The sequence below is a fragment of the Vibrio sp. vnigr-6D03 genome (assembly GCF_002835515.1).
GTDB classification, from domain to species: Bacteria; Pseudomonadota; Gammaproteobacteria; order Enterobacterales; family Vibrionaceae; genus Vibrio; species Vibrio penaeicida.
Genome location: NZ_PIZL01000022.1, coordinates 146868 through 170811 on the forward strand (window position 1 = coordinate 146868; position 23944 = coordinate 170811).

General features: G+C 42.5%; 20 protein-coding genes and 1 pseudogene. 15 read left to right on the top strand and 6 right to left on the bottom strand.

Features of this window, described 5'->3' with window-relative positions; genetic code table 11:
• Positions 1–3 precede the first annotated feature (3 nt).
• A complete protein-coding gene (gene proQ / locus CW749_RS19180; protein WP_101113879.1) occupies positions 4–633 on the bottom strand; it encodes an RNA chaperone ProQ in 630 nt (209 codons plus the stop codon).
• Between the two features lie 101 nt (positions 634–734).
• A complete protein-coding gene (locus CW749_RS19185; protein WP_101113880.1) occupies positions 735–1208 on the bottom strand; it encodes a GAF domain-containing protein in 474 nt (157 codons plus the stop codon).
• A gap of 74 nt (positions 1209–1282) precedes the next feature.
• On the opposite strand from CW749_RS19185, the gene CW749_RS19190 reads away from it, so the two are divergent.
• The 4 genes from CW749_RS19190 to rsmF all read left to right on the top strand — a co-directional run bounded on the left by CW749_RS19190 (position 1283) and on the right by rsmF (position 8520).
• Positions 1283–3073 carry an ABC transporter ATP-binding protein gene (locus CW749_RS19190; RefSeq protein ID WP_101113881.1) on the top strand — a complete coding sequence of 597 codons (1791 nt, stop codon included), beginning with the start codon at positions 1283–1285 and terminating at the stop codon, positions 3071–3073.
• A 46-nt stretch (positions 3074–3119) separates the two neighbouring features.
• Positions 3120–4361 (top strand): paraquat-inducible protein A, encoded by a 1242-nt coding sequence (locus tag CW749_RS19195; RefSeq protein WP_101113882.1) that lies wholly within the window; start codon positions 3120–3122, stop codon positions 4359–4361.
• The gene (locus CW749_RS19200) at positions 4354–6993 is read left to right on the top strand and encodes an MlaD family protein (protein WP_101113883.1); all 2640 of its coding nucleotides are present in this window, start codon (positions 4354–4356) and stop codon (positions 6991–6993) included. The genes CW749_RS19195 and CW749_RS19200 overlap by 8 nt, the downstream gene beginning before the upstream one ends.
• A gap of 96 nt (positions 6994–7089) precedes the next feature.
• Positions 7090–8520, top strand: coding sequence for a 16S rRNA (cytosine(1407)-C(5))-methyltransferase RsmF (gene rsmF, locus CW749_RS19205; protein ID WP_101113884.1), 1431 nt, complete (start codon positions 7090–7092; stop codon positions 8518–8520).
• 238 nt (positions 8521–8758) lie between these two features.
• Here rsmF and CW749_RS19210 read toward each other — a convergent pair whose 3' ends face one another.
• On the bottom strand, positions 8759–9592 hold the full coding sequence (locus CW749_RS19210; protein ID WP_101113885.1) for a S1-like domain-containing RNA-binding protein: 834 nt from the start codon (positions 9590–9592) through the stop codon (positions 8759–8761).
• 194 nt (positions 9593–9786) lie between these two features.
• Here CW749_RS19210 and CW749_RS19215 point away from each other — a divergent pair, with 194 nt between their 5' ends.
• On the top strand, positions 9787–11136 hold the full coding sequence (locus tag CW749_RS19215) for a hypothetical protein (protein ID WP_101113886.1): 1350 nt from the start codon (positions 9787–9789) through the stop codon (positions 11134–11136).
• A 70-nt stretch (positions 11137–11206) separates the two neighbouring features.
• On the opposite strand, the gene CW749_RS19220 is transcribed toward CW749_RS19215, so the two are convergent.
• Positions 11207–11683 (bottom strand): DUF4442 domain-containing protein, encoded by a 477-nt coding sequence (locus CW749_RS19220; RefSeq protein ID WP_101113887.1) that lies wholly within the window; start codon positions 11681–11683, stop codon positions 11207–11209.
• Positions 11684–12017: 334 nt separating this feature from the next.
• Between CW749_RS19220 and CW749_RS19225 the strand changes: the two genes are divergently transcribed.
• Complete coding sequence (locus CW749_RS19225) at positions 12018–13079, top strand: 3-deoxy-7-phosphoheptulonate synthase (RefSeq protein WP_101113888.1); 1062 nt, start codon at positions 12018–12020, stop codon at positions 13077–13079.
• Positions 13080–13084: 5 nt separating this feature from the next.
• Positions 13085–13567, top strand: a complete 483-nt coding sequence (locus CW749_RS19230) for a YajQ family cyclic di-GMP-binding protein (protein ID WP_101113889.1) — start codon at positions 13085–13087, stop codon at positions 13565–13567.
• 279 nt (positions 13568–13846) lie between these two features.
• Here CW749_RS19230 and CW749_RS19235 read toward each other — a convergent pair.
• Positions 13847–14668 (bottom strand): annotated as a pseudogene (locus CW749_RS19235) (NAD(P)-dependent oxidoreductase); the annotation flags it as partial.
• Between the two features lie 446 nt (positions 14669–15114).
• Between CW749_RS19235 and CW749_RS19240 the strand changes: the two are divergent.
• The 6 genes from CW749_RS19240 (at position 15115) to CW749_RS19265 (ending at position 20663) form a co-directional block, all read left to right on the top strand.
• Positions 15115–16143, top strand: a complete 1029-nt coding sequence (locus tag CW749_RS19240; protein WP_101113891.1) for an amino acid ABC transporter substrate-binding protein — start codon at positions 15115–15117, stop codon at positions 16141–16143.
• Positions 16144–16234: 91 nt separating this feature from the next.
• Positions 16235–17437, top strand: a complete 1203-nt coding sequence (locus CW749_RS19245; RefSeq protein ID WP_101113892.1) for an amino acid ABC transporter permease — start codon at positions 16235–16237, stop codon at positions 17435–17437.
• A gap of 1 nt (position 17438) precedes the next feature.
• The gene (locus tag CW749_RS19250; RefSeq protein ID WP_101113893.1) at positions 17439–18536 is read left to right on the top strand and encodes an amino acid ABC transporter permease; all 1098 of its coding nucleotides are present in this window, start codon (positions 17439–17441) and stop codon (positions 18534–18536) included.
• 22 nt (positions 18537–18558) lie between these two features.
• Entirely contained in the window at positions 18559–19308 is a 750-nt protein-coding gene (locus CW749_RS19255; RefSeq protein ID WP_101113894.1) for an amino acid ABC transporter ATP-binding protein, read from the top strand.
• Positions 19309–19559: 251 nt separating this feature from the next.
• Complete coding sequence (locus CW749_RS19260; RefSeq protein ID WP_101113895.1) at positions 19560–20222, top strand: Bax inhibitor-1/YccA family protein; 663 nt, start codon at positions 19560–19562, stop codon at positions 20220–20222.
• Between the two features lie 111 nt (positions 20223–20333).
• Entirely contained in the window at positions 20334–20663 is a 330-nt protein-coding gene (locus CW749_RS19265; protein WP_101113896.1) for a TusE/DsrC/DsvC family sulfur relay protein, read from the top strand.
• 7 nt (positions 20664–20670) lie between these two features.
• Here the strand turns inward: CW749_RS19265 and yccX are convergent, their stop codons facing one another.
• Positions 20671–20943: an acylphosphatase gene (gene yccX / locus CW749_RS19270; RefSeq protein WP_101113897.1), complete on the bottom strand. Its 273-nt coding sequence runs from the start codon at positions 20941–20943 to the stop codon at positions 20671–20673.
• 86 nt (positions 20944–21029) lie between these two features.
• Here yccX and CW749_RS19275 point away from each other — a divergent pair, with 86 nt between their 5' ends.
• Together CW749_RS19275 and CW749_RS19280 are read left to right on the top strand one after the other, a co-directional pair.
• Positions 21030–22433, top strand: coding sequence for a methyl-accepting chemotaxis protein (locus tag CW749_RS19275; protein ID WP_101113898.1), 1404 nt, complete (start codon positions 21030–21032; stop codon positions 22431–22433).
• A gap of 201 nt (positions 22434–22634) precedes the next feature.
• Entirely contained in the window at positions 22635–23831 is a 1197-nt protein-coding gene (locus CW749_RS19280; protein WP_101113899.1) for a class I SAM-dependent methyltransferase, read from the top strand.
• The last annotated feature ends 113 nt before the right edge of the window (positions 23832–23944 follow it).

Genomic DNA, 23944 nt, shown 5'->3' on the forward strand with positions numbered 1-23944 from the left:
CCTTTAAGCGCGTAAGTGCTCCGCTTTTACGACCATTTGCAGACCGTTATTAAGCTGCACCCGCACATCATCCTTGTTAATTTCTACAATTGTAGCAGCCATATTCCCTTTACCCATGTTTACGTTCACTGCATTACCAATGATCATATCATCGTCATTTAGCGGACGCGTAGGCGCTGCTGCTTTATTGTTCTGAGGTTTTTGTGCTTTAGGTTTCGATTTACGAGCTTGAGGCTTATTCGCCTTAGCTTTTGCTTTACCTTCTTCACGTGCTTTTTCAGCTTTTTCTTTGCGACGAGCCTGAACTCGTGCCTTGCTTTCCGCTAGTGCAGTTTTGGCATGTTCGATGTGCTCTTCTTCAAGTGCACCCGCTTCATTACCATCTAAATCCACACGAATTGCGCCAGGTTTTGCGCCATGTAGGTAACGCCAAGAAGACGTATATTGTCTTAATGCAGCACGTAACTGAGTTTTACTTACTTTTGGATCATCACTCAGACGATCTGCCAAATCTTGAAAGATACCAATTTTTAATGGCTTAGCTTCACCTTCTAAAGTAAAGCACTTAGGGAAACATTCAGCAATATATGCAATGACTTCTTTGCTGTTTTTTAACTTTTCAGTGTTTTCCATGAGGATTCCTGGTTGTTGCGGCCTTTACCCGCAAAGCGTTCATATAAATATTTTCGCTATTATAGTGACATGCTTAGGAAAAACCACAACCAAGTTGTAAATTAATCGTTGTTCGCGTGGGAATTGAGCAGCTTTTCAACTTCCTTCATCAGGAAGATCAAACCATTCTCATCATTTTGGTCAAATCGACCGATTTCAGGGCTATCAATATCGAGTACCCCTGCAATCTCTCCGTTTATACGAAACGGGATAACAATTTCTGAGTTACTTTCAGCATCACAAGCGATATGTCCTTCGAAATCATGTACGTTTTCGATTCGTTGAACAGTATCTGTTGCCACAGCTGTTCCACATACCCCACGACCCACCGGAATCCTGATACAAGCGGGCTTACCTTGAAATGGACCGAGAACTAACTCATTATCTTTCATTAGGTAAAAACCTACCCAATTCAGCTTATTTAGCTCCATATTCAAAAGCGCACTTAGGTTAGATAAGTTAGCAATTAAATCCGGCTCCTCCCCAATGATTGCTTGTGCTTGCTTCGTTAATGTCTGGTACTGCTTTTCAATCATTTTCTTCTTTTTCCGAGAGATGTACGTACAATGCCACATCAACAAGAAAACTTGGCATTTGTAAAAAATTCGTTATGAGTGAACACACTATTAGCCGTTCGTGGTTACTAACACAAGCAAAAAAACACAAAAAGCGCTTAATGGTCGCTAACTTAATCGCGATAGGCGCAACTTTAATCAGTGTTCCTATTCCTTTACTAATGCCACTAATGGTTGATGAAGTGCTGATGAACCAACCTGCAAGTGGTCTGGATGCCATGAATCAGCTATTGCCTTCAGCCTGGCAGACACCCATTGGATATATTGGTTTAACGCTTGTACTGGTTATTCTCATGCGCTGTATGTCACAGGCACTTAATATCCTTCAGAGTCGACAGTTCACTCTGGTGTCCAAAACCATTACCTGCAAAATGCGTGAAATCATGATCGACAAATTAGGTCGAATCAGTATTGCTCAGTATGAAACGCGCGGTAGTGGCGGTATCAATGCGCATCTTATTACCGACATAGAGACCATTGACCAATTTATTGGCTCCACTCTAAGTAAGTTTGTAGTGAGCTTGCTTACGGTTATTGGGACAGCGGGGATATTACTTTGGCTAGATTGGCGTTTAGGGTTGTTTATTTTGTTAGTCAATCCAATCGTTATTTACTTTTCAAGAAAGCTTGGCAGCAAAGTTAAACACCTTAAAAAACGTGAAAACCAATCCTTTGAAAAATTCCAAAACAGACTTATCGAAACATTGGACGGCATTTATCAGTTACGAGCAGCCAACAAAGAAAGTGTGTTTCTTAAACAACTTAAAGAACAAGCAAATGACATCCGAGTAGATGCGGACAAGTACGCTTGGCAATCAGAAGCAGCCGGGCGTGTATCATTTTTACTCTTTCTGCTTGGGTTTGAGCTCTTTAGAGCCGTTGCAATGCTGATGGTACTGTTCAGTGACCTTACTATTGGGCAAATCTTCGCGGTATTTGGGTACTTGTGGTTCATGCTCACCCCCGTACAAGAACTGTTAGGCATTCAATTTTCTTGGTACAGCGCAAAAGCGGCACTAAAGCGCATTAATTCTTTACTTAACTTAGAAGAAGAGGCAAGAACAGGTGGAAAAGTTGATCCGTTTGCCTTGAATGAAAGTGTTGATGTCGGCATTCGAAACGTCACTTTCTCATATAATGACGAAAAAACAGTGCTCAATAACCTTTCATTGCATATTCCGAATGGTAAAAAGGTGGCACTTGTTGGTGCAAGTGGTGGCGGAAAGTCGACCCTTATACAACTTCTCATTGGCGTTTATGGCGCGAAATCGGGGCAAATTACCTTTAACGGGCATACTACTGACGATATTGGCTTCGAGCTAATCCGTAAACATATTGCTGTTGTATTACAACAACCTATACTTTTTAATGACAGCTTGAGGCATAATCTCACGTTAGGAACGGAATATAGCGATGCCCAGCTTTGGAAAGCGCTCGAAGTTGCTCAACTGCAAGATGTTACCGAGCAACTTACCGATGGGCTAGACACGCAAATAGGCAGACAAGGTGTTCGGTTGTCTGGTGGACAAAGGCAGCGTTTGGCCATCGCACGTATGGTACTAAGCGACCCGAAGTTTGTTATCTTGGACGAAGCAACATCGGCACTCGATACGGCAACAGAGTCGGCTCTGCATACGGCGCTGAATCAATTTCTTGCCGGTCGAACAACCTTAATAGTCGCGCACAGACTTTCTGCCGTAAAACAGGCCGATCTGATCTATGTTTTAGAAGATGGGCAAGTCACACAAGCGGGGACACATGTTGAATTGGTTCAGCAAGATGGGCTTTATCAAACACTTTATGGTAGTGTTCAAACTGGAGCGTGACATTGTCACATGCATACTCAGTAGAACGCGATTCGTTGGTGATTGAATGACGACTGAACACAGCCAAAATGTGAGCCAGGTCCGTCTTTGTCAACACTGCGAATTGCCTGTTGATAAGCTAACTATCCCTAAAGGTCAAAGTGCACACTGCCCTCGCTGCAATACTCAGCTTTATCGGGGTGGCGAACGTTCAATTAATGGCGATCTGGCTCTGGCGGTCGCCTGCCTCCTGCTTTTTATTCCGTCGCATTTTTTCCCATTTATCAGTATTCGCCTCTTTGGAGTAATGATTCCAGCCACATTAACGGATGGAACCTTTACGTTAATGCAAGAGGGGTTTATTGGCTTAGGGTTGCTGGTTTTATTCTGCGCATCCATTGCTCCGTTTATTGTTTGTATGTCGGTTGTGGTTGCACACCTTTCACTCAAAAAACGTTGGCTAAAACCGCTTCAGTATTCGTTACTTAACATTCAACACCTTAAACACTGGATGATGCTAGATGTGTTCTTAATTAGTATCGGCATATCCTGTTTTAAGTTACAAGACTACGCTGACATTTTTGTAGGATGGGGGCTATTAGGTCTGATTCTCCTTCAGCTTTTTTCACTCATGCTCATTTCGCGAGTTAGCGTTAGGCGCTACTGGGAAACATGGGAGCCTGAAACGAGCTTCAACTATCCTATAAAAGAAATTCATTGCCACAGCTGCCATTTATCGCAACCCGATTCCATTCGCTGCGATCGCTGTGACAACCCATTGCACCATAGGCGACCATTCTCTATTCAAAAAACGTGGGCGTACCTGATCGCGGCTTCCATCGCTATTTTGCCCGCGAACGTCATCCCGATCTCTATATTACTGACGAATGGAAAGCGACTGGAAGATACCATTTTCTCTGGTGTGGCATCGCTAGTAAAAACGGGGATGCCTGGCATAGCACTCATTATTTTTGTGGCATCGATTATAGTACCTGCCATTAAAATTCTTGGGCTCAGTTACATACTGCTGAGTATCCAGTTCAAACAAAAAATGTATAAGAGACAACGAATGAATATCTACTTCGCTGTCAAGTGGATTGGAAAATGGTCGATGATGGATTTATTCGTTATTTCGATCATGATGACTTTGGTCGATAGAGGCCAAATTCTCGATTTTACACCAGGATACGGAGCCGTTGCGTTTGCAATCGTCGTAATACTCACGATGCTGGCAACGGAGAGCTTGGATCCTAGGCTAATTTGGGACAATGAAGATGTCCCTGAACGGAAAGCGACTGTAAATGAGTAATTTAGACAACAATCAAAATGCCCATTCGCCGAGAGTTAAACGAGACATCGGTATCTCTCCTCTTTGGCTCTTACCCATTATTACAATCTGCTTGGCTGGGTGGCTTGTCGTAAAGGCAGTTAATGAAGCTGGGCAAAGAATTCAAATTTACTTTTCTGACGCACAAGGCTTAATTGCGGGTAGAACAACGATTCGTTATCAAGGTTTGGAAGTGGGTATGGTACGCGATATCAAACTATCTCCGGAACTAGACAACATCTTTGTAGAAGCCGATATATACCCAGAAGCCACTAAACTATTAAGCGGGCAGACTCGGTTTTGGCTCATCAAGCCCACAGCAAGTCTTTCTGGTATCTCAGGGTTAGATGCCCTTGTTTCTGGTAACTACATTGCGATACACCCTGGAACCAGCGATATTGAAGATGATGATTTCGAACCAGTCTTTACCGCTCTTGAAAATAGCCCAACCGACCTTCTCGCAAATCAAGGATTAAACATTGTTTTGCACTCATCGGACTTAGGCGCTATTTCCGTCGGCTCTCAAATTGTCTATAAGAAAATCCCGATCGGGGAGGTATACGGCTATCAGCTAGATGAAGATGGCAACTCAGTCAGTATTCGCGCTTTCATTGAAGACGAATACACTCACCTAGTAACCAGCGAAAGTCGTTTTTGGAATGTCAGTGGAATTGGCGCTAATGTTGGATTTGGTGGCGTTGATGTCAAGGTGGAAAGCTTAAGTGCGATGCTCGGCGGTGCAATAGCGGTAGACTCCCCCGACGAAGGTCAGCCCGTCATTGAAGGCGCGGAGTTCAAACTCTATCCCGATCTAAAAACCGCTGGGCGCGGTATTCCTATTCAGATTGAGCTGCCTTACGACAATAAAGTCAGCACCAATGGCGCACCGATAGTGTATCGAGGCATTGAAATTGGTCAGATTACTGATATTCAGCTTTCACTGGATCGTACAAAAATCATCGCATACGCTTCTATCCAACCTAGCTTTGCCGATACCTTAAAAACGGAAACACGTTTTTTGCTTGAAGAAGCAGAAGTGTCACTCACTGGCGTAGAAAACATCGGCAACCTTGTTACGGGTAATTTCTTAACATTAGTACCAGGTGGCGGTGAAAAATCCCGTGAGTTTGTCGCGATAAGAAAATCAGAATTAGCACTTGAAAGCCCAGGTTCCATAGAGATCACGTTCATTTCAGATGATTCATTTGGGTTGGAGTTTGGTACCCACCTACTCTATCGAGGAATTCAAGTCGGTAGTATTACCAAAATTAGCCTTTTGGACGATCAAGTTCAGATGACGGCTCTTATAGATGGTCAATACGCGCACCTGATTAAAAGTAGGAACCGTTTCTTCGTTGATGGAAGCGCTAAAGCGGAACTGACTGATTCTGGTTTGAGTGTTTCTGTTCCACCAGCAAAGCGCTTATTAACGGGCTCGATTAGCTTTACTAGCCAAGGAAGTAAGAAAGCCAGGTCAAAATACACTTTATTTGCGAGCCAGTCACTTGCGCAGTTGGCTGAATTCAATCAGAGCGGCTCTCAAAGCATAACGCTGTTCAGCCAAACATTGCCTTCCGTTTCAAAAGGAGCCCCGCTTCTTTATCGCAACCTTCAAGTTGGTAAAGTTTCCGATTTTAAGCTTACAAATGGTGGGGTCTTGCTTCACTTAAAGGTTGAAAACCAATACAAACACCTGATGAATAAGAGTACTGTTTTTTGGAATCGCTCTGGCATTGAGGTCAATGCGAACCTGAGTGGTATCAATATTACGGCAGCGCCTGTTAAGACCTTGATTCAGGGAGGTATAGCGTTTGATTCGCTACCTGGAGTGGAAAACAAACTGAATCAACATTGGAAGTTGTACAGTAACTATGAAGATGCGAGAAAATTTGGACGCCTAATTACATTAACCAGCGCGAGCGCAAATGGCGTAGCAAAGGGAATGAAGCTCAAATACCAAGGTGTGCCTGTCGGTGAAGTCACGCTTGTTACGCCGGATTTCAAAAACGAAAAAGTTGAGATTAAAGCTCGAATCTTGCCAGAGTATGTAAAAAACATAGCTCTGAATGGGACACATTTTTGGTTGGTTCAACCCGAGTTGGGTTTGAAAGGTGTCAAGAACATCGAAACATTACTCAGTAAGTACATTGATGTAGAGCCATCCGGAAACAAAAGAGCGTTTGCATTTAAATTACACATGCAAAGCAGCCAGTTGCAAGGTAAGGCATTTCAATTACAAAGTGAGCGAAGAAATTCTATTTCAGTAGGAACTCCACTTTTGTATCGTGATATGGAAGTCGGCAGAGTAACTGATGTTGCATTGGGTGCATTTGCTGACAGAATCATTACAACCATTCAAATCGACAATCAGTTTGAACACCTAGTGAGAAAAAACACCGTATTCTGGAATGTCTCGGGCGTGGATGTTTCTATCGGGATTACAGGAGCGAAAATAAAAGCCGGAACCGTAGACAGTATCGTTAGAGGCGGCATCGCTTTCGCAACACCAGAAAGTAACCCTTTAGAGGGGGTAGCAAAGGAAAAATCGGCGTTTTTCTTATATGAGATTGCCCAGCCAGAATGGCTAGAATGGCGCACTCCAATTCCGAAATAGAAATACTATTTATCTCCAAAATGCAGCTTCAGTTTAAGCTGCATTTTTTTTGATTTGCGATAGAATTGGCAGCAAATTTTCTTCAGAGATACTAATTTGCACTCTAATATCAAACTCCCTGACGCATTCATCAATCAGATCCAAGAAATTATGCCTTCTCACTTGGACATGGATGAATTCATAGCAGCATGCAAACGCCCGTTGCGTCGAAGTATTCGTGTAAATACTCTGAAAATTACTGTTGAAGCGTTTTTAAACAGAGCTAAGTCTAAAGGATGGACGCTCACGCCCGTCCCTTGGTGTGATACGGGGTTTTGGATAGAACGTGACGAATCCGACGCAGTACCACTTGGGAATACTTCCGAGCATATGGCTGGGCTATTTTACATACAAGAAGCAAGCTCTATGATGCCCGTTACTGCATTACTCATCGACAATGATGTGGACGAATTGAATACGGTTCTCGATGTGGCCTCTGCGCCTGGATCTAAAACGACTCAAATCGCAGCCGCACTTAAAAACAGAGGCACGCTTGTCGCCAACGAGTTTTCGGCCAGTCGAGTTAAAGTGCTTCATTCCAATATTCAACGTTGTGGCGTACGAAATGTTGCGTTAACGAATTTCGACGGTCGTGTTTTTGGTGGATGGCTACCAGAAAAATTTGATTCGATCCTACTTGATGCACCTTGCTCTGGTGAAGGGGCTGTGCGCAAAGATCCGGATGCAATGAGTAACTGGAGCAAAGAATCTGTATTGGATATTGCCCTCACTCAAAAAGACCTAATAGAGAGCGCTTTTCATGCATTAAAACCCGGTGGTGTGCTGGTTTACTCCACTTGTACCCTTAACTTGGAAGAAAACCAACAAGTCTGTCATCACCTTAAAGATAAATTTGGTGATGCTGTTGATTTTGAACCATTAGGACACTTGTTTGAAAATGCGGATGCCGCCATTACTGAAGAAGGCTTCTTACATGTTTACCCGCAAATTTTTGACAGCGAAGGTTTCTTTGTTGCGAGGCTTCGTAAGCATCATTCGGTAGAAGCACCTCAAGTTAAGAAACGCTTAGGAAAATTCCCGTTCGAAAAAGTCTCCACCAAAGTAGCCAAGGACATCGAGAAACACTTAGTAGAAACCTTAGGCATATCACTGCCAGAGCAAACGCAGCTTTGGGTAAGAGACAAAGAAGTGTGGCTATTCCCTGTGGCATTAGAGTCTTTGATTGGTGAAATTCGTTTTAGTCGAATGGGAGTAAAACTGGCAGAGACGCACAAGAAAGGATATCGCTGGCAACATGAAGCGGTTATGGCACTTTCGACAGGAGAAGAAACCCAGAGTGTATCTTTAAGTATTGAAGACGCACGTCAGTGGTATATGGGGAGAGACGTAAGACCTGAAAACTTATCTGGCAAAGGTGAAGTTATCGTCAAACTTGATAACGATGTCATTGGAATTGGAAAATGGGTAGGCAATAGAATAAAAAATGGTCTTCCAAGAGAACTAGTTAGAGACGTAAACCTGTTCTAACCACTATATATGGTGGTAATTGAGCCTGCGTGTACTATGATTAAGTAAAAGCAATTAGCGCAGGCTCTTTCTACAAGAGCCATTCCCCTAGCCCAGAACAGGAATCGTTCTGGGCTCTTTTTCGGCAGTAAACCAATGAGCTAAATTCACCCTGAAAGTTTAATGTCTAACAAATCATAAAGTTAATAATCAAATAACCCACTATTCCCCTATCTAAATCGCTAAAATCTTGAGCGATTTAGTTAAGTCGAATGCCTTCTTTATCGATCGTAATTTTGCCCAATTTATACAAGCCGCCGATCGTTTTCTTAAATGTACCCTTGCTGGTACGGAAAACGGCAAAAATAGCTTCAGGTGTGGACTTGTCATTTAGAGGCAAAAATCCGCCTTTTTTCTCTAAAACATCAAGGACTTTACTACTCAAATCATCCATCTTGGCTGTACCGACCTTCTGAAGTGACAGATCGATTTTTCCATCTTCTCGAACGGATTTGATATAACCTTTCAAACGCTTACCGATAAACAGCTTACCAAATACATCAGAGCTAAATATCATACCCCAATGCTCACCATTAACGATGGCTTTGTAACCCAACTCGCTTCGTTCAGCAATAATCAGGTCAACTTGCTGATTCTTTGTGTAATTTGCGGGCGTGTTATCAAGCCATTTATTAAACTTGGTTGTTCCTACAATACGACCTGATGCTTTATCGGTATAAACAAAAACCAGCACATCTTGACCAACACGAAACCTTGCACGTTGCTCACTAAAAGGAATAAGCAAATCTTTCTTATCAATTCCCCAGCTTGCAAATGCACCAGTACTGTTTACGCCTTCAATTTTCATCAACCCCCACTCACCAACTTGTGCAATAGGTGTTTCAGTTGTCGCACATAATTGATTATCAGAATCAAAATACAGAAAGACATCTACTTTACTGCCTAAGTCTGTACCCTGTGGTACATACTTGTTAGGTAAAAGTACGCTTCCGTAATCGGACGCATCAAGAAATAGTCCAAATTCTGCTTTGCGAACAACTTCTAATGTGTTGGTTTGACCAATTTTAATCATGTTAGGGTGTTACTCATCTTAAATTTGGCAGAGATTATACGTTAACTCTGCTATGATTGCTGTTGTAAATCACTCTTCATTTTCAATACGATGCAAGCCGCACGGGTTGCTTATTGATATCTGACTTTATATTTTATACCAACCTCTTTGAAAACGCTTTCACGCTATAACAATAAAAATGAAAGGATCTTTTAGTGATTACTGTTGAGAAACAAGATGCGCTAACTCTTAAAGTGACACACGTAATGCCCACTTCTAAGAAGCTGGATTTGGATGTGTACCTTTTCGCTCCCGGAGAATTGGGGCTGAGCTCGGATGTGGTGTCAGAAAATGATTTTTACTATGGGGCCCTCAGTGAAAAACGCGCTTATTACAGTGATCAAACCCACCTGCCTTTGGTCCACAGCCGGTTAGCAAAACGGGGGCAATTATCGAACAACCAATATCGTGTCAGTTTGAGCTTATATGCCTACCAATATGTTATCGCGCTAGATAAAGCTGTTGACGAATTAAATCACCAGAGTCGTGACAGCGTAACTGAAGATGAGGTGGATGAAGTTATCAGCCTTGCTCTCGATATCCTTAAGCGCTTGCGCCGTTCTATACCCTACGACGAAACTCAAAAACGCTATTACGCTAATATCGACAACTACCTTTCGTGGTACACCGAGCAACACTTTCTCTCTTTAGTTGCACACATGCCAAGGGGCAAAGAGTATGCAGCCATTAAAGAACGCCTGATCACACTATGTGAAAAGGAAGTCGCGCACCGAGAGCTTAACCGATACAACTCGAAAAAAGCCCGTACCGACATTACCCGCATGTCGAACAAAATGCGCTTGCTCAGACGCTTAATTGAATACCCAATTGTACTTAAAAAGAAAAACCGCTCGATGGGTAAAAATGTTATGAGAGCGGTAAAAGGCATCGCTACGGGCATTGTAATGATTTTCGTAACAACCATCGCGATTTTAATGCGCGATCAATTAGGTGAAATTACGGCATCGTTTATTATCATTATGTCGTTTATCTACGCGTTGCGTGAAATCTTCAAAGATGATCTCAGGGATATCCTTTGGCGCTGGATACGCAAAGGCAAACCTAAATGGCGAGGTCGCTACTACGACCCTAGTACCAACAAAATGGTGGGCCACAAAATTGAATGGATGGATTACACAAGCTATTCGAAGCTGCCTGATCGAGTACAAAAAATTCGAAAACGTCGCGTTGCTCAGCGAGAAGAAAAAGTTCTGCATTACAGAAGCCAAACAGAAATGACGACAACATTATTTATGAGTGGTTATGAACAAACACGTGAAACATTAAACATCAGCTTAAGCCAAATCGCTAGGCTAATGGACAAAGGCTCCAGCAAGATCTATCAACTCAACGATGGCCAGGTGAGTAAGGAGTCGGTTGAGAAACGCCACTTATTGAATCTAATCGTTCGAGAAAACAACCATGATGGCGAATCAAATTACTATCGTTGGAAAATTGTTTTAAATCGCTCAAAGATTGTGGATATAGAGCAAATTTCTCTTTAGTGATATGGGCTCAGATCATTATCGGCGCAAGTTGCTATCAAAACGAACACTGAACCCTAAAATACCGCCATTAGCTAACCGCTTTTACCGATAGCACTAATTCAAATACAGCCATAGGCTCCTCCGCATGCAAAGTTGGGCAAATGGCTGTAATTGTCACCGCCTTATTTACACGCTGGCCCGTTTGAAAGGTTTCATCCAACATTTCATCAATTACATGTCCATCATGACATAAGAAATGCACATCGCCTTCTGGTCGCTTTAGAAATTCCCCTTTCACACCTTTAAATGCTAGCGATACTTTTCCTCCTCGCTCTTGTGCTTTCCCCATCGCCATAAATCCACCAGCAACGTCAGCTCCTATCGCCAACGCTCCAAAATACATGCTATTGAGGTAATTTTTTGTTCTTTTCTTGAGCGGGATTCTAACTTCAACAGTTTTCTCATTCAGTACAAGAATTTTAGGCCTGCATAGCCAAATAAGCGGAACCTTAAAAAATCCGAACGTGTTCAAGTAAAAATTTGCTTTTTGTATTGCAGAAAACATTGGCTAGACCTATAGAACAAACTAGTCAGACCAGTTAAAAATACAATAGCTGAATTGTCAATGGATTGTAATGAATGTTAATAACACGATCGCGCAAAAACTGCTTTATACCTATGGACGTGACACTGTCACGCTTACAATGAGATCTAGTCTTGCCATACCATCACGTCAAAATAATCAAACACAATGTCAAGAACGATGTACAGTTGAGGGCGATTTTCAGAGGTATTTAGGATTGAAAGGTAAGTTTTTGTTCATATGAATAAATGCGTGTTTATTCCCTATGTATTTTCCGCTATCTTAACCGTTTTGCAGTATAACTACAGGCGTGCACATGCCCTTAAAGACAGACGAATTAAGAACTCAGCCTCTGGGCCCAATGCCCACTCCTGCAGAGCTGGTTCAAGCTCACCCTCTCACGGATGACGTTGCCGAGCGAATCGAACAGTCTCGTCGACAAATTGAAGCCATTTTAGCGGGTCAGGATAACCGACTACTGGCAATTGTTGGCCCTTGCTCAGTTCATGATACCGAGGCAGCGCTAGATTACGCGAGACGCCTAAGCGCCATTCAAGATAAGTATAAAGATGAACTTTTCATTGTAATGCGCACCTATTTTGAAAAACCTCGTACAGTTGTAGGTTGGAAGGGTTTGATAACCGATCCAAACCTAGATGGCTCTTACGCATTAGAAACGGGTTTAAATAAAGCAAGAAAATTGCTGCTAGACATTAACAAGCTAGGCTTGGCTACAGCAACAGAGTTTCTCGACATGATTACGGGTCAATACATCGCTGACCTTATTACATGGGGTGCCATTGGCGCGCGCACCACAGAATCTCAAATTCACCGAGAGATGGCTTCTGCACTTTCTTGCCCGGTTGGATTTAAAAACGGCACAAACGGTAACGTTAAGATTGCAATAGATGCCATTCGAGCATCCAAAGCTTCTCATTATTTTTACTCTCCAGACAAAAATGGTCGAATGACGGTTTATCGCACTTCCGGTAACCCTTACGGGCACGTTATTCTTAGAGGTGGAGATAAAGGACCGAATTTCGACTCCGATTCCGTCGCTGATGCGTGCGCGCAACTTAGCAGTTTCGATTTACCGCAAAAGCTTGTTGTCGATTTTAGCCACGCTAACTGCCAAAAGCAGCATCGTAAACAACTGGAGGTGGCTGAAGACATATGTCAGCAAATTCGTTCTGGTTCTGATGCCGTTGCTGGAATTATGGCTGAGAGCTTCATTCTTGAGGGTAACCAGCCAATGAATGACATTACTTCACTTACTTATGGTCAGTCGATCACCGACCCATGCTTAAGCTGGGAGCATACCGTCGAGATGCTAGATATGCTCGCTGAAGCCATAAAAACACGATCAGACAAAGGATAATTCTTATGCCTTCTTTTGACATTATTTCTGAAGTCGACACAGTTGAACTTCGTAACGCTGTCGATAATGCCAATCGCGAGCTTTCTACTCGCTTCGATTTTCGAGGTGTTGAAGCCAACTTTGAATTTAAAGATGAAACTGTAAAGCTTCATGCTGAAGCCGAGTTTCAGTTGAAACAAATGAGGGATATCCTGCGTGGTAATCTGACTAAGCGTGGTGTAGATGTCAATTCCATGGACTCTCAAAAAGCTGATGCCTCAGGAAAAAGCTGGAACCAGGTCGTCCTGTTCAAGCAAGGTATTGATAAGGAAATGGCTAAGAAAGTTGTGAAAACAATTAAGGATGCCAAGCTCAAAGTTCAAGCCGCAGTGCAAGGCGAAAAAGTACGAGTTACTGGTAAAAAACGAGACGACTTACAATCTGTCATAGCTTTACTAAAGCAATCAGAATTGGGGCAACCTTTTCAGTATGAGAACTTCCGCGATTAATGCTCATTAACCTATCGAGGTATATTTCGTAATTTCGATAGGTTAGCTAGGGTTTGATTGCTTTAAACGATACATATTATAAAAGGCTTCAATTACGAAGCCTTTTTTGTTTACTCACTTTTACCGAGTTGGACAATTTGTTGTCCCAAGTTCAGTTTAGTTAATACCTGCAACCTCAATAATTCGGTGGTTTTGAGCAAGTAATTTAAGCTCTGGATTATACTGCTCACCCTTGGGGAAAAATACAACCACTCTCTGAGGAGATACATTTGGGTCGGACAACCTTGCCGATAACTCCGCATAGTTTTTATAGCTCTCTCTCTCAGCGTCTCTTCGGCAAAGATCAACAAATTCAAACGGACAATCTTTGTGGGCAAGTACGAGTTCAGCTTCTTGCATGAACCTTAAGCCTTTGATTGACATAAGTTCAATGTCATCACCAAACTCGAGCCATGTGAGTGAGCCACTTTCAAAGTCAGTATCTTTTAAACGCGCTTCATATAGATTTTCAAGGTAAGCCCTGTCCTGTACCGATTCGATATTTGGGTCAGAAAAGAACGCTTCCCAAAACTTTCTTCTTTCATCTACTGAAGGGAGAGTCTCTTTAATACTGTTTCTCTTTGAAGAAGCAAACTCGGCGAGAAGACCAATATTTTGCGAAAGAATCGATTCAAGCTTCTCTCGAATATTCCTAACCAACACCGGAGACGCACCACCGCTCGAAATCGCAATTTGAATACGACCGCGGTTTACCATAGAAGGCGTGATGAAATCACAATAAGGCTGGTCATCGACAACGTTAACCATAATGCCTTTACTCTTGGCATCCGCATGGACTTTGTGGTTCAGCTCAGGGTTATCCGTTGTCGCCCATACTTGGACATAATCCTGCATCATATCTGGGCTATAAAACGCTTTAACCCAATGGCATTTTTCTTCTTCTACTAGCTTTCTTAGAAACGGGTCAATTTTAGGGGAAACAATCGTAACGTCGGCTCCTGCCCGAAGCAGCGAGTCAACCTTTCTAGATGCAACCTCTCCCCCTCCGATTACCAATACAGGCTTGTGATTTAAGTCAAAAAATAACGGGAAATATCGCATCCTAATCCTTTGTTGCAATTCTATTGTTTCCGTAATACTAACAAAAAGGGGGCACTAGGGACATCTGGTTAAGAATTCTCCAGAGATCATCATTCAAATTTTCTTCTATTGTGAGACATATCATCTAGAAATTATTTTGATAGCAATATCAATGGCTAAAATATAACCTTTATCAGAACTTAAAACTCTGCCTCACTATTTTGTAGCGTCGTTGCACTATTTACATTCGTATTACATTTCGTCATTCTAATTACGTTCGGTTCTGTGATTGCACTCAAAAATTCTTTTAAATTAACAATTTGAGAAATCCCAGATCCTTTCCTACGCTTATAAATAGCTGTATGAATAGAGTGCCGTACTTCTTTCATAACAGCACAAAATACTAACACAACTAAACGTAAACCAATTTCGATTGGTATTGCATGGATGATACAGGAAGGATTCAAATGGCGAAGAAACTCACTATTCTTGCTTCAGTAGTCGCTGCTTCAACCGCTATGATGGCAACTTCTGCTTTCGCAGCAGATGGTACGTTGGATAAAGTGAAGTCGAAAGGCTTCCTTCAGTGCGGGGTAAGTACTGGTCTACCAGGTTTTTCTAACCCTAACTCAAAAGGTGAATGGGAAGGCATTGACGTAGAATACTGTCAAGCACTTGCAGCTGCTGTTTTAGGCGATAAATCAAAAGTCAAATATGTTCCTCTAACTGCAAAAGAGCGTTTCACCGCACTTCAATCTGGTGAAATCGACGTTCTGTCTCGTAACACGACTTGGACTCTGCATCGTGATACAGCACTTGGTCTGAACTTTGTCGGCGTAAATTACTACGATGGTCAAGGTTTCATGGTTAAGAAAGACTTAGGTCTAAGTAGCGCTAAAGAGCTGGACGGTGCTTCCGTTTGTGTTCAATCAGGTACGACTACCGAGTTAAACCTTGCAGACTACTTCCGTAACCAAGGCATGTCATACAAGCCAGTTGTATTCGATACAGCAGCTCAAACATCCAAAGGTTTCGATTCAGGTCGCTGTGACGTATTGACTACAGACCAATCTGGTTTGTATGCACTTCGCCTAAACTTGAAAGATCCGGCGTCTGCAGTCGTACTTCCTGAAATCATTTCAAAAGAACCACTAGGTCCTGTAGTGCGTCAAGGGGACGATGTTTGGTTTAACATCGCGAAATGGACGCTTAACACCATGATCAATGCCGAAGAATACGGTATTTCCTCTAAAAATGCAGACCAAATGCTGAAATCTAAAGATCCAAACATCAAGCGTATTCTTGGCGTTGATGGTCCTAAAGGTAAAGGTCTAGGTTTAGCTGACGATTGGGGTTACCAAGTTGTCAAACAAGTCGGTAACTACGGTGAAAGCTTTGAAAGAACTGTAGGTGCAGGTTCTCCGCTACAAATTTCTCGTGGCGTGAATGCACTATGGAATGCTGGCGGTTTCATGTACGCGCCACCAATCCGATAAGCTATTGATTAATATAATCAAATAAAAAGGGCGGTGTTTGCCGCCCTTTGCTTACCTAGATTTAGCTACATGGATTTGAGGTTATAGCTGTATGCAACCTACTGATAAAAAAGTGTCTGGCTCGGGTAAACCGGCACAGAGCACAAATCTTCTATATAATCCTACGTTTCGTTCAATTGTGTTTCAGATTATCGCTGTTGCAGCATTGGCGAGTTTTTTCTACACCATTGTCAACAATGCTTTGAGCAACCTTGACGCTCGTGGCATTGCCACTGGATTTGATTTTCTTTCTCAAGAAGCAGGCTTTGGGATTGGCCTAACTCTGATTGAGTATGATGAAACCTTTTCCTATGGTAGAACCTTTGTTATCGGGTTACTCAATACTGCTCTGGTTTCCGTTTTAGGGATAATCGTAGCAACATTTCTTGGGTTCTTTGTTGGTATTGCTAGGCTATCTAGCAACTGGCTGGTCAGCCGTATGGCAGCCGTCTATATCGAAGTTTTCCGTAATGTTCCCCTACTCCTGCAAATTTTCTTTTGGTACTTTGCGGTATTACAAGCTTTGCCTTCACCAAGACAAAGCCTCAGCTTAGGCGAATCCATCTTCCTTAATGTACGTGGCTTATATTTGCCAAGCCCCGTTTTTGAGGAAGGTAGTGGAATTATATTTGTTGCGCTTATTGCCGCCGTCATTGCTTCGGTTGTGATCAGCATCTGGGCAGGCAACAAACAAAAACTTACTGGTCAGCAAACACCTGTTGCACTAATTAGTATTGGTTTGATTGTTGGCTTACCTTTTATCGCGTACCTTCTTGCCGGAATGCCGATAAGCACAGACTACCCTGAGCTTAAAGGATTTAATTTCCGTGGAGGTATCTCCATTCTTCCTGAGTTAGCCGCACTATTGATTGCATTAAGTGTTTACACTGCATCCTTTATTGCAGAGATTGTCCGTTCTGGTATTAATGCCGTGAACCACGGGCAAACAGAAGCAGCAATGGCCTTAGGCTTACCTCGTGCGAAGACATTGAAATTGGTTGTGATTCCGCAAGCTTTGCGAATCATCATTCCTCCACTCACTAGCCAATACCTTAACTTAACTAAGAACTCATCACTTGCGATGGCAATAGGTTATCCAGATCTTGTATCTGTGTTTGCCGGAACGACATTGAACCAAACGGGTCAAGCAATCGAAATTATCGCAATGACAATGGGTGTTTACCTCACTTTAAGTTTGGTGACATCTGCTCTGATGAACATTTATAACCGCAAAGTGGCATTGGTGGAGAGATAGTATGACGCAACATCAATTTCAACCAGATCTCCCACCACCGGCTAATACTGTAGGTATTGTTGGCTGGATGAGAAAAAATCTATTCAATGGTCCTGTAAACTCTGTTGTTACTTTGATTCTTGGTTACATTACATTGATGGCAACTTGGAACATTATTGACTGGGGTTTTCTATCTGCAGATTGGGTAGGTACAACACGAGAAGATTGTTCAAGAGAAGGAGCATGCTGGGTATTCATCAGTGTACGATGGGATCAGTTCATGTTCGGATTCTACCCTGCTGAAGAGTTATGGCGACCGCAACTGTTCTTCGCAACGCTTGCCATTTTTGTTGGTTTACTAGCCTATGAAGGCACACCGAAAAGAACGTGGATTTGGCTATTCTTTGTCAATATTTACCCATTTTTAGCCGCAGGGCTTTTGTACGGTGGTGTTTTTGGCTTAGAAGTTGTCGACACGCATAAATGGGGTGGTCTACTTGTAACTCTAATCATCGCACTCGTCGGTATTATTGTCTCTCTACCTATTGGGGTTGCGCTCGCGCTGGGTCGACGCTCCGAGATGCCAATCATACGCAGCCTGTGTACTGTCTATATCGAAGTTTGGCGTGGCGTGCCATTGATTACCGTCCTGTTCATGGCGTCGGTTATGTTGCCTTTGTTCCTTTCTGAAGGCTCAGAGACAGATAAACTGCTTCGCGCTCTTATCGGTGTAGTCATGTTTAGTGCGGCTTACATGGCAGAGGTGATTCGTGGTGGTTTACAAGCTATTCCAAAAGGACAGTATGAAGCAGCAGATGCTTTAGGCTTGTCATACTGGAAAAAAATGGGCTTAATCATTTTACCGCAAGCCTTAAAAATTACGATTCCATCGATTGTTAATACTTTCATAGGGCTATTTAAAGATACCAGTTTGGTACTAATTATTGGTATGTTTGACGTACTCGGTATTGGTCAAGCTGCAAACACAGACCCCGAGTGGCTGGGCTTTGCAACTGAAAGTTATGTATTTGTCGCGTTAGTGTTCTGGGTGTTCTGCTTTGGCATGTCGAGGTATTCGATATGGCTCGAGAACAAACTTCATACCGGTCACAAACGATAATTAACAGGTTCAAGGACGTATTATGACGCAACAAGAAGATTACATGATCCAGTTAACGGACATGAATAAGTGGTACGGTGAATTTCACGTACTAAAGAACATCAATTTGAACGTGAAGAAAGGCGAAAAAATCGTTATATGTGGCCCTTCAGGTTCTGGTAAATCAACGATGATCCGTTGTATTAACCGTTTAGAAGAGCACCAAAAAGGTCAAATTGTTGTTTCAGGCACTGAACTCACAGAAGATTTGAAAAACATCGAAGCGGTTCGTCGTGAAGTTGGTATGTGCTTCCAGCACTTCAATCTATTCCCTCACCTAACAGTTTTGGAAAATTGTACACTTGCTCCTATCTGGGTAAAGAAAATGCCTAAAGAGGAAGCAGAAGCCATCGCAATGAAATACTTAGAGCGCGTTAAGATCCCTGATCAAGCCGACAAGTTTCCAGGTCAGCTTTCTGGTGGCCAGCAGCAACGTGTAGCGATTGCACGCTCACTTTGCATGAGCCCTCAAGTTATGTTGTTCGATGAACCAACATCCGCTCTCGACCCTGAAATGGTTCGTGAAGTGTTAGATGTAATGGTTGAACTAGCAGGCGAAGGGATGACTATGTTGTGTGTTACGCACGAGATGGGATTTGCTAAAGAAGTCGCCGATCGCGTTATCTTTATGGATGCGGGTGAAATCATTGAAGAAAATAACCCAGTCGATTTCTTTGAAAACCCACAATCAGACAGAACTCAGAATTTCTTGAGTCAAATACTGCACCACTGATTTGGATTAACCTTGAGATCTGAGGTGTTTTTTGAAAGGTGGCTTTGCCACCTTTCTCTTTTTAGAGAATTCCAAACAATGAAATACCAAGTATCTAACTGCACAGTAACAATATGTTACAAACGGTTTAATACATATCTCTTTATTTTTCGTACCATTTTTTAGACATAGATTGCTTACAGCCCTTGATTTTTGGAACTTTAAGCGCCATAAATGTCTTATAAATAACTAGTCATACGACGAGGAACATTATGAACGGTCCAATAGTATCAAATTCTCGCCACACCGAGAGTCTGATCCAAACCAACAAGGTATTGAGAAATACCTACTTCCTACTTTCACTTACTCTACTTTGGTCTGCTGGCGTTGCTGGCGTGTCAATGGCAATGAATCTTCCACATCCAGGAATCATCATTACCCTAGTAGGTTTTTACGGTCTTCTGTTCTTAACTGAAAAGAACAAAAATAGCTCGATGGGCTTGGTGTTTACTTTCCTATTTACAGGCTTTATGGGCTACACACTTGGACCAATCTTAAATGCCTACATCGGTGCAGGCATGGGTGAGGCGATCGTTACTGCCCTTGGTGGTACAGCGTTGGCCTTTATTGGTGCATCTGCTTATGCAATGACAACTAAACGCGACCTTTCGATGCTAGGCGGCTTGATGCTGTCACTATTCGTTGTCCTTATTGGTGGCATGATTGCAAGTTTCTTCTTCCAATCACCAATCTTAAGCCTCGCACTTAGCAGCTTGTTTATTGTTTTTTCCACAATGGCGATACTAATGACAACTCAAGGTATCATTCGTGGTGGTGAGACAAACTACATTTCAGCAACCGTGACATTGTATGTGTCTATCTACAATATCTTCATCAGCTTGCTAAGCATCCTAGGCATTATGAACGACGATTAATTCATATTGCACTAATCGAAAACCCGGTTTCTACCGGGTTTTTTTGTGCTTTAAAGTTTGTGTTAACTAAGATAATCTACGCCACCGTAATTTCTTCAGAGAATGATGACGATGATCGAACACCAAGGCAAAACAATTGAGACCGACGCTCAAGGGTATTTATGTAATCACACAGACTGGGATGAAGATCTAGTACCTATGCTTGCTGAAGCTGAAGGAATTGAGCTGACAGAGGCTCACTGGGAAGTCATTCGTTTCGTCCGTAAATTCTATGAAGAATTCAATACGTCTCCTGCTGTACGTATGTTGGTAAAAGCGATAGAAAAAGAACATGGACCAGAAAAAGGGAATAGTAAGTACCTTTTTAAGCTTTTTCGCCAAGGTCCAGCCAAGCAGGCGACAAAACTTGCGGGCCTACCTAAACCTGCAAAGTGCTTATAATTATTTCTTACAATATTTCAAAGCCCGTGTGATCCTCAAAGTCTATCTCTTTGGCTGTCACTGATTTTACGCTGGAGGTTTTAGGACCATTTTCCAACCACAACGCTAATTCATTGATTCTGCTCATCTCTCCACTCGCTACGACTTCAACATCACCATTAGTTAGGTTTTTTGCGTAACCTGACAAACCTAACTTTAACCCTTGATGAGCGGTGTGATATCGAAATCCCACACCTTGAACTAATCCTTTCACACAAAACTTAACTGACTTTTGAGACATGCGTATATTCCTTTAAATTGCTCGATGTTATAGTGTATTCCGTCAATAATATCTGTTATTTGTTGTTAATAGGGACTATTTAAATCATGAAAGAAATACCATTTAGATGGATTGATAAATATCTTATCCATCTGAAATTACAGGAAAAGTTTTACCTTTTATTTATTCTTCCTACTCTAGCCATCATCATTATTTCCTCTATCTTAAACTACGCAGCCAATGAACTCACAACGCAAACGATTGCGCAGGAGCTCAGAACGGTCGCAACACTTATTGAAAAATCTGAGCTAGAAAGTAAAGAAATTCACGCCCTTATTTCCCAGTCCCCTAACATACAGTTCGGATCAGGCTTTAACTCTGTCACGACTTCAGATGGGCAATACTCGCTCACGGCATCACCTTCAGCTAACTTGCTCTCCTCATTGTCAGTTACTCAAGTCTCATCCATTGTGGCGTGTCTTATACTTGTTGGCTTAAGCGTCTACTATATTATGACCTTTATTGGTGGAGCAATGTTCTCGGCAAACAAAGCGCTGACGACTCTATCCAACGGGGATTTAACTAGTCGATTAAACTATTTCCCTGTTAGAGACGAATTTAGCGTAATCGCAATCAATATAGACAAGGTGTCGGAGCGAGAGCAAAAACTGGTGCTATCTATGCAGGAATCCGTCGCCTTAATGCAGCAAATTAGCTCCGAATTAAATCAGTCATCAACGTCAAGCTACAATATCTCATCTAAGCAACAGGAAAATTTGGACTCGCTTGCCAGCGCCTCTGAAGAAATGGCAACGACCATTAGAGAAGTCGCGGAACTCGCGCAAGGCTCTAGCAGCCAAACAGAAGAAGCTAAAGCAGTAGCCCAAGGCGGGCAACGTAAAGTGGCGGATACATTAACGTCCATTTCCAGTTTGAGCACTGAAATCCAATCTGCAGCCCAAGCTGTCGCAGAGTTAGATGCGAATGCAGCTCAAATTGATGAAGTGGTTGCGACCATTGGCTCTATTTCTGAACAAACTAACCTATTGGCACTCAACGCAGCGATAGAAGCAGCCCGAGCTGGCGAACAAGGACGAGGTTTTGCCGTTGTTGCAGACGAAGTTCGTACCCTTGCAGGGCGAGCGCAACAAGCTACCATTGAAATCCAATCTATGATTGAGTCACTGCAAAACAATAGCTCGTCACTCACTAAGCTAATGGAAGTAACTGTCGATAACGCCTCACAAGGTCAAGGTCTCATGAGTGAAGTAGACGTTGAAATTGGCAACTTATCTGCTAAAAATGAACAGCTTTCGGAATGCAGCATTCAAATAGCTACGGCAGCGGAAGAGCAAGGCGTGGTTGCGGATAACATAGCTTTAAGTGTTGAAGACATCCGTAGCCAATCTGTCGAGGTGAATCATTTGATTCAGTCCGCTAACGGCAATATCGAGAGTCTTAAAAATCAAAGTAATCAAATGGAAGCTTTGCTAACCGGACTAAAAGCTTAAACTCACTTTCAAATAAAGGGTCGCTACTGTGGCCCTTTTCAACCAATTCTTATACACCTCTAACGGTATTTCACATTTCCTTCGCCCTCTTGAAAAGTAAAAAGTCAATTAACTGAAATAACATCGTGATATCCATTTGCAATTATCCCCATGCTGACAGAAAATACCGCCCCTACCCAACTTCGAACATCAGGCTGGTATATGACTCCTGCTATACATTTGACTAAAGGTCGTGAAAAATCACTTCGTCGCAAACACCCTTGGATATTTTCACGAGGCATTGAAAAGGTAACAGGTGAGCCTGAAATGGGCGAAACAGTTGACGTATTTGCGTATTCAGGTCAATGGTTAGCAAAAGCCGCATTTTCTCCGAAATCGCAAATCAGAGCGCGCGTTTGGTCTTTCGATAAATCCGATAAAATAGACCAATCTTTTTTTGAGAAACGCATTCGCGATGCCCAGCTTCTTAGAGAAGACATCATTGCGAGAGATGGGCTGACTGGATATCGCTTAATCGCCGCTGAATCAGATGGGCTGCCGGGAATCACTATAGACAAGTATGATAACTTTCTCGTGTGTCAGCTTTTAAGCGCGGGAGCGGAACATAACAAAGCCACGATCGTTAACGCACTTATTGCTTGCTTCTCGAATCACAATATTTACGAGCGTTCAGATGTATCTGTAAGAAAGAAAGAAGGGTTAGAGGAAACGGTAGGCGTTTTGCACGGTGATTTACCACCGAAATTCGTAACCATCGAAGAGAATGGTGTAAAAATCAATGTCGATATCGTAAATGGTCATAAGACTGGTTTTTACCTTGATCAACGAGACAGTCGTTTACAAGCGATGAAATACGTAAAGGACAAAGAAGTTCTTAACTGTTTCTCCTATACGGGCGGGTTTGGTTTATACGCCTTAAAAGGCGATGCTAAGCGAGTCATCAATGCGGATGTTTCTCAACCGGCGTTAGATACTGCGAAGTTCAATGCAGAAGCCAATAGCTTTGATATCTCGAAAAAGCGTGCTGTCTTCCTTAATGCCGATGTATTCAAACTGCTTCGCGAATACCGCGATCAAGGCACAAAATTTGATGTCGTCATTATGGACCCACCAAAGTTTGCAGAATCTAAGTCTCAACTTAATGGTGCATGCAGAGGCTATAAAGACATCAACATGCTTGCAATGCAAATCCTAAACCCAGGCGGTACCTTACTTACCTACTCTTGTTCCGGTTTGATGGAAAGTGATTTGTTCCAAAAAATCATCGCTGATGCCGCTGTGGACGCAGGTCGAAGCGTAAAGTTTGTGGAGCGATTCGAGCAAGCCGCCGATCACCCTGTCGACACCGCTTACCCTGAAGGTTTTTATCTAAAGGGCTTCGCTTGTAAAGTGCTGTAGCCAACTTTGTGTATTTTTTAGGTCTAACATTTCCAATGAAGTGTTAGACCTATTCAGGTAACTCGACCATTACATGTTTAAGCTTGGCTTATGTGTATTAGTTCCGACTAGAT

Coding starts and splice junctions, on each gene's coding strand:
- CW749_RS19255 (WP_101113894.1), top strand. CDS start 18,559: ATGACGCAACAAGAAGATTACATGATCCAGTTAACGGACATGAATAAG.
- CW749_RS19275 (WP_101113898.1), top strand. CDS start 21,030: ATGAAAGAAATACCATTTAGATGGATTGATAAATATCTTATCCATCTG.
- CW749_RS19250 (WP_101113893.1), top strand. CDS start 17,439: ATGACGCAACATCAATTTCAACCAGATCTCCCACCACCGGCTAATACT.
- yccX (WP_101113897.1), bottom strand. CDS start 20,943: ATGTCTCAAAAGTCAGTTAAGTTTTGTGTGAAAGGATTAGTTCAAGGT.
- CW749_RS19200 (WP_101113883.1), top strand. CDS start 4,354: ATGAGTAATTTAGACAACAATCAAAATGCCCATTCGCCGAGAGTTAAA.
- CW749_RS19220 (WP_101113887.1), bottom strand. CDS start 11,683: ATGTTTTCTGCAATACAAAAAGCAAATTTTTACTTGAACACGTTCGGA.
- CW749_RS19245 (WP_101113892.1), top strand. CDS start 16,235: ATGCAACCTACTGATAAAAAAGTGTCTGGCTCGGGTAAACCGGCACAG.
- CW749_RS19195 (WP_101113882.1), top strand. CDS start 3,120: ATGACGACTGAACACAGCCAAAATGTGAGCCAGGTCCGTCTTTGTCAA.
- CW749_RS19265 (WP_101113896.1), top strand. CDS start 20,334: ATGATCGAACACCAAGGCAAAACAATTGAGACCGACGCTCAAGGGTAT.
- CW749_RS19190 (WP_101113881.1), top strand. CDS start 1,283: ATGAGTGAACACACTATTAGCCGTTCGTGGTTACTAACACAAGCAAAA.
- proQ (WP_101113879.1), bottom strand. CDS start 633: ATGGAAAACACTGAAAAGTTAAAAAACAGCAAAGAAGTCATTGCATAT.
- CW749_RS19230 (WP_101113889.1), top strand. CDS start 13,085: ATGCCTTCTTTTGACATTATTTCTGAAGTCGACACAGTTGAACTTCGT.
- CW749_RS19185 (WP_101113880.1), bottom strand. CDS start 1,208: ATGATTGAAAAGCAGTACCAGACATTAACGAAGCAAGCACAAGCAATC.
- CW749_RS19240 (WP_101113891.1), top strand. CDS start 15,115: ATGGCGAAGAAACTCACTATTCTTGCTTCAGTAGTCGCTGCTTCAACC.
- CW749_RS19210 (WP_101113885.1), bottom strand. CDS start 9,592: ATGATTAAAATTGGTCAAACCAACACATTAGAAGTTGTTCGCAAAGCA.
- CW749_RS19280 (WP_101113899.1), top strand. CDS start 22,635: ATGACTCCTGCTATACATTTGACTAAAGGTCGTGAAAAATCACTTCGT.
- CW749_RS19225 (WP_101113888.1), top strand. CDS start 12,018: ATGCCCTTAAAGACAGACGAATTAAGAACTCAGCCTCTGGGCCCAATG.
- CW749_RS19260 (WP_101113895.1), top strand. CDS start 19,560: ATGAACGGTCCAATAGTATCAAATTCTCGCCACACCGAGAGTCTGATC.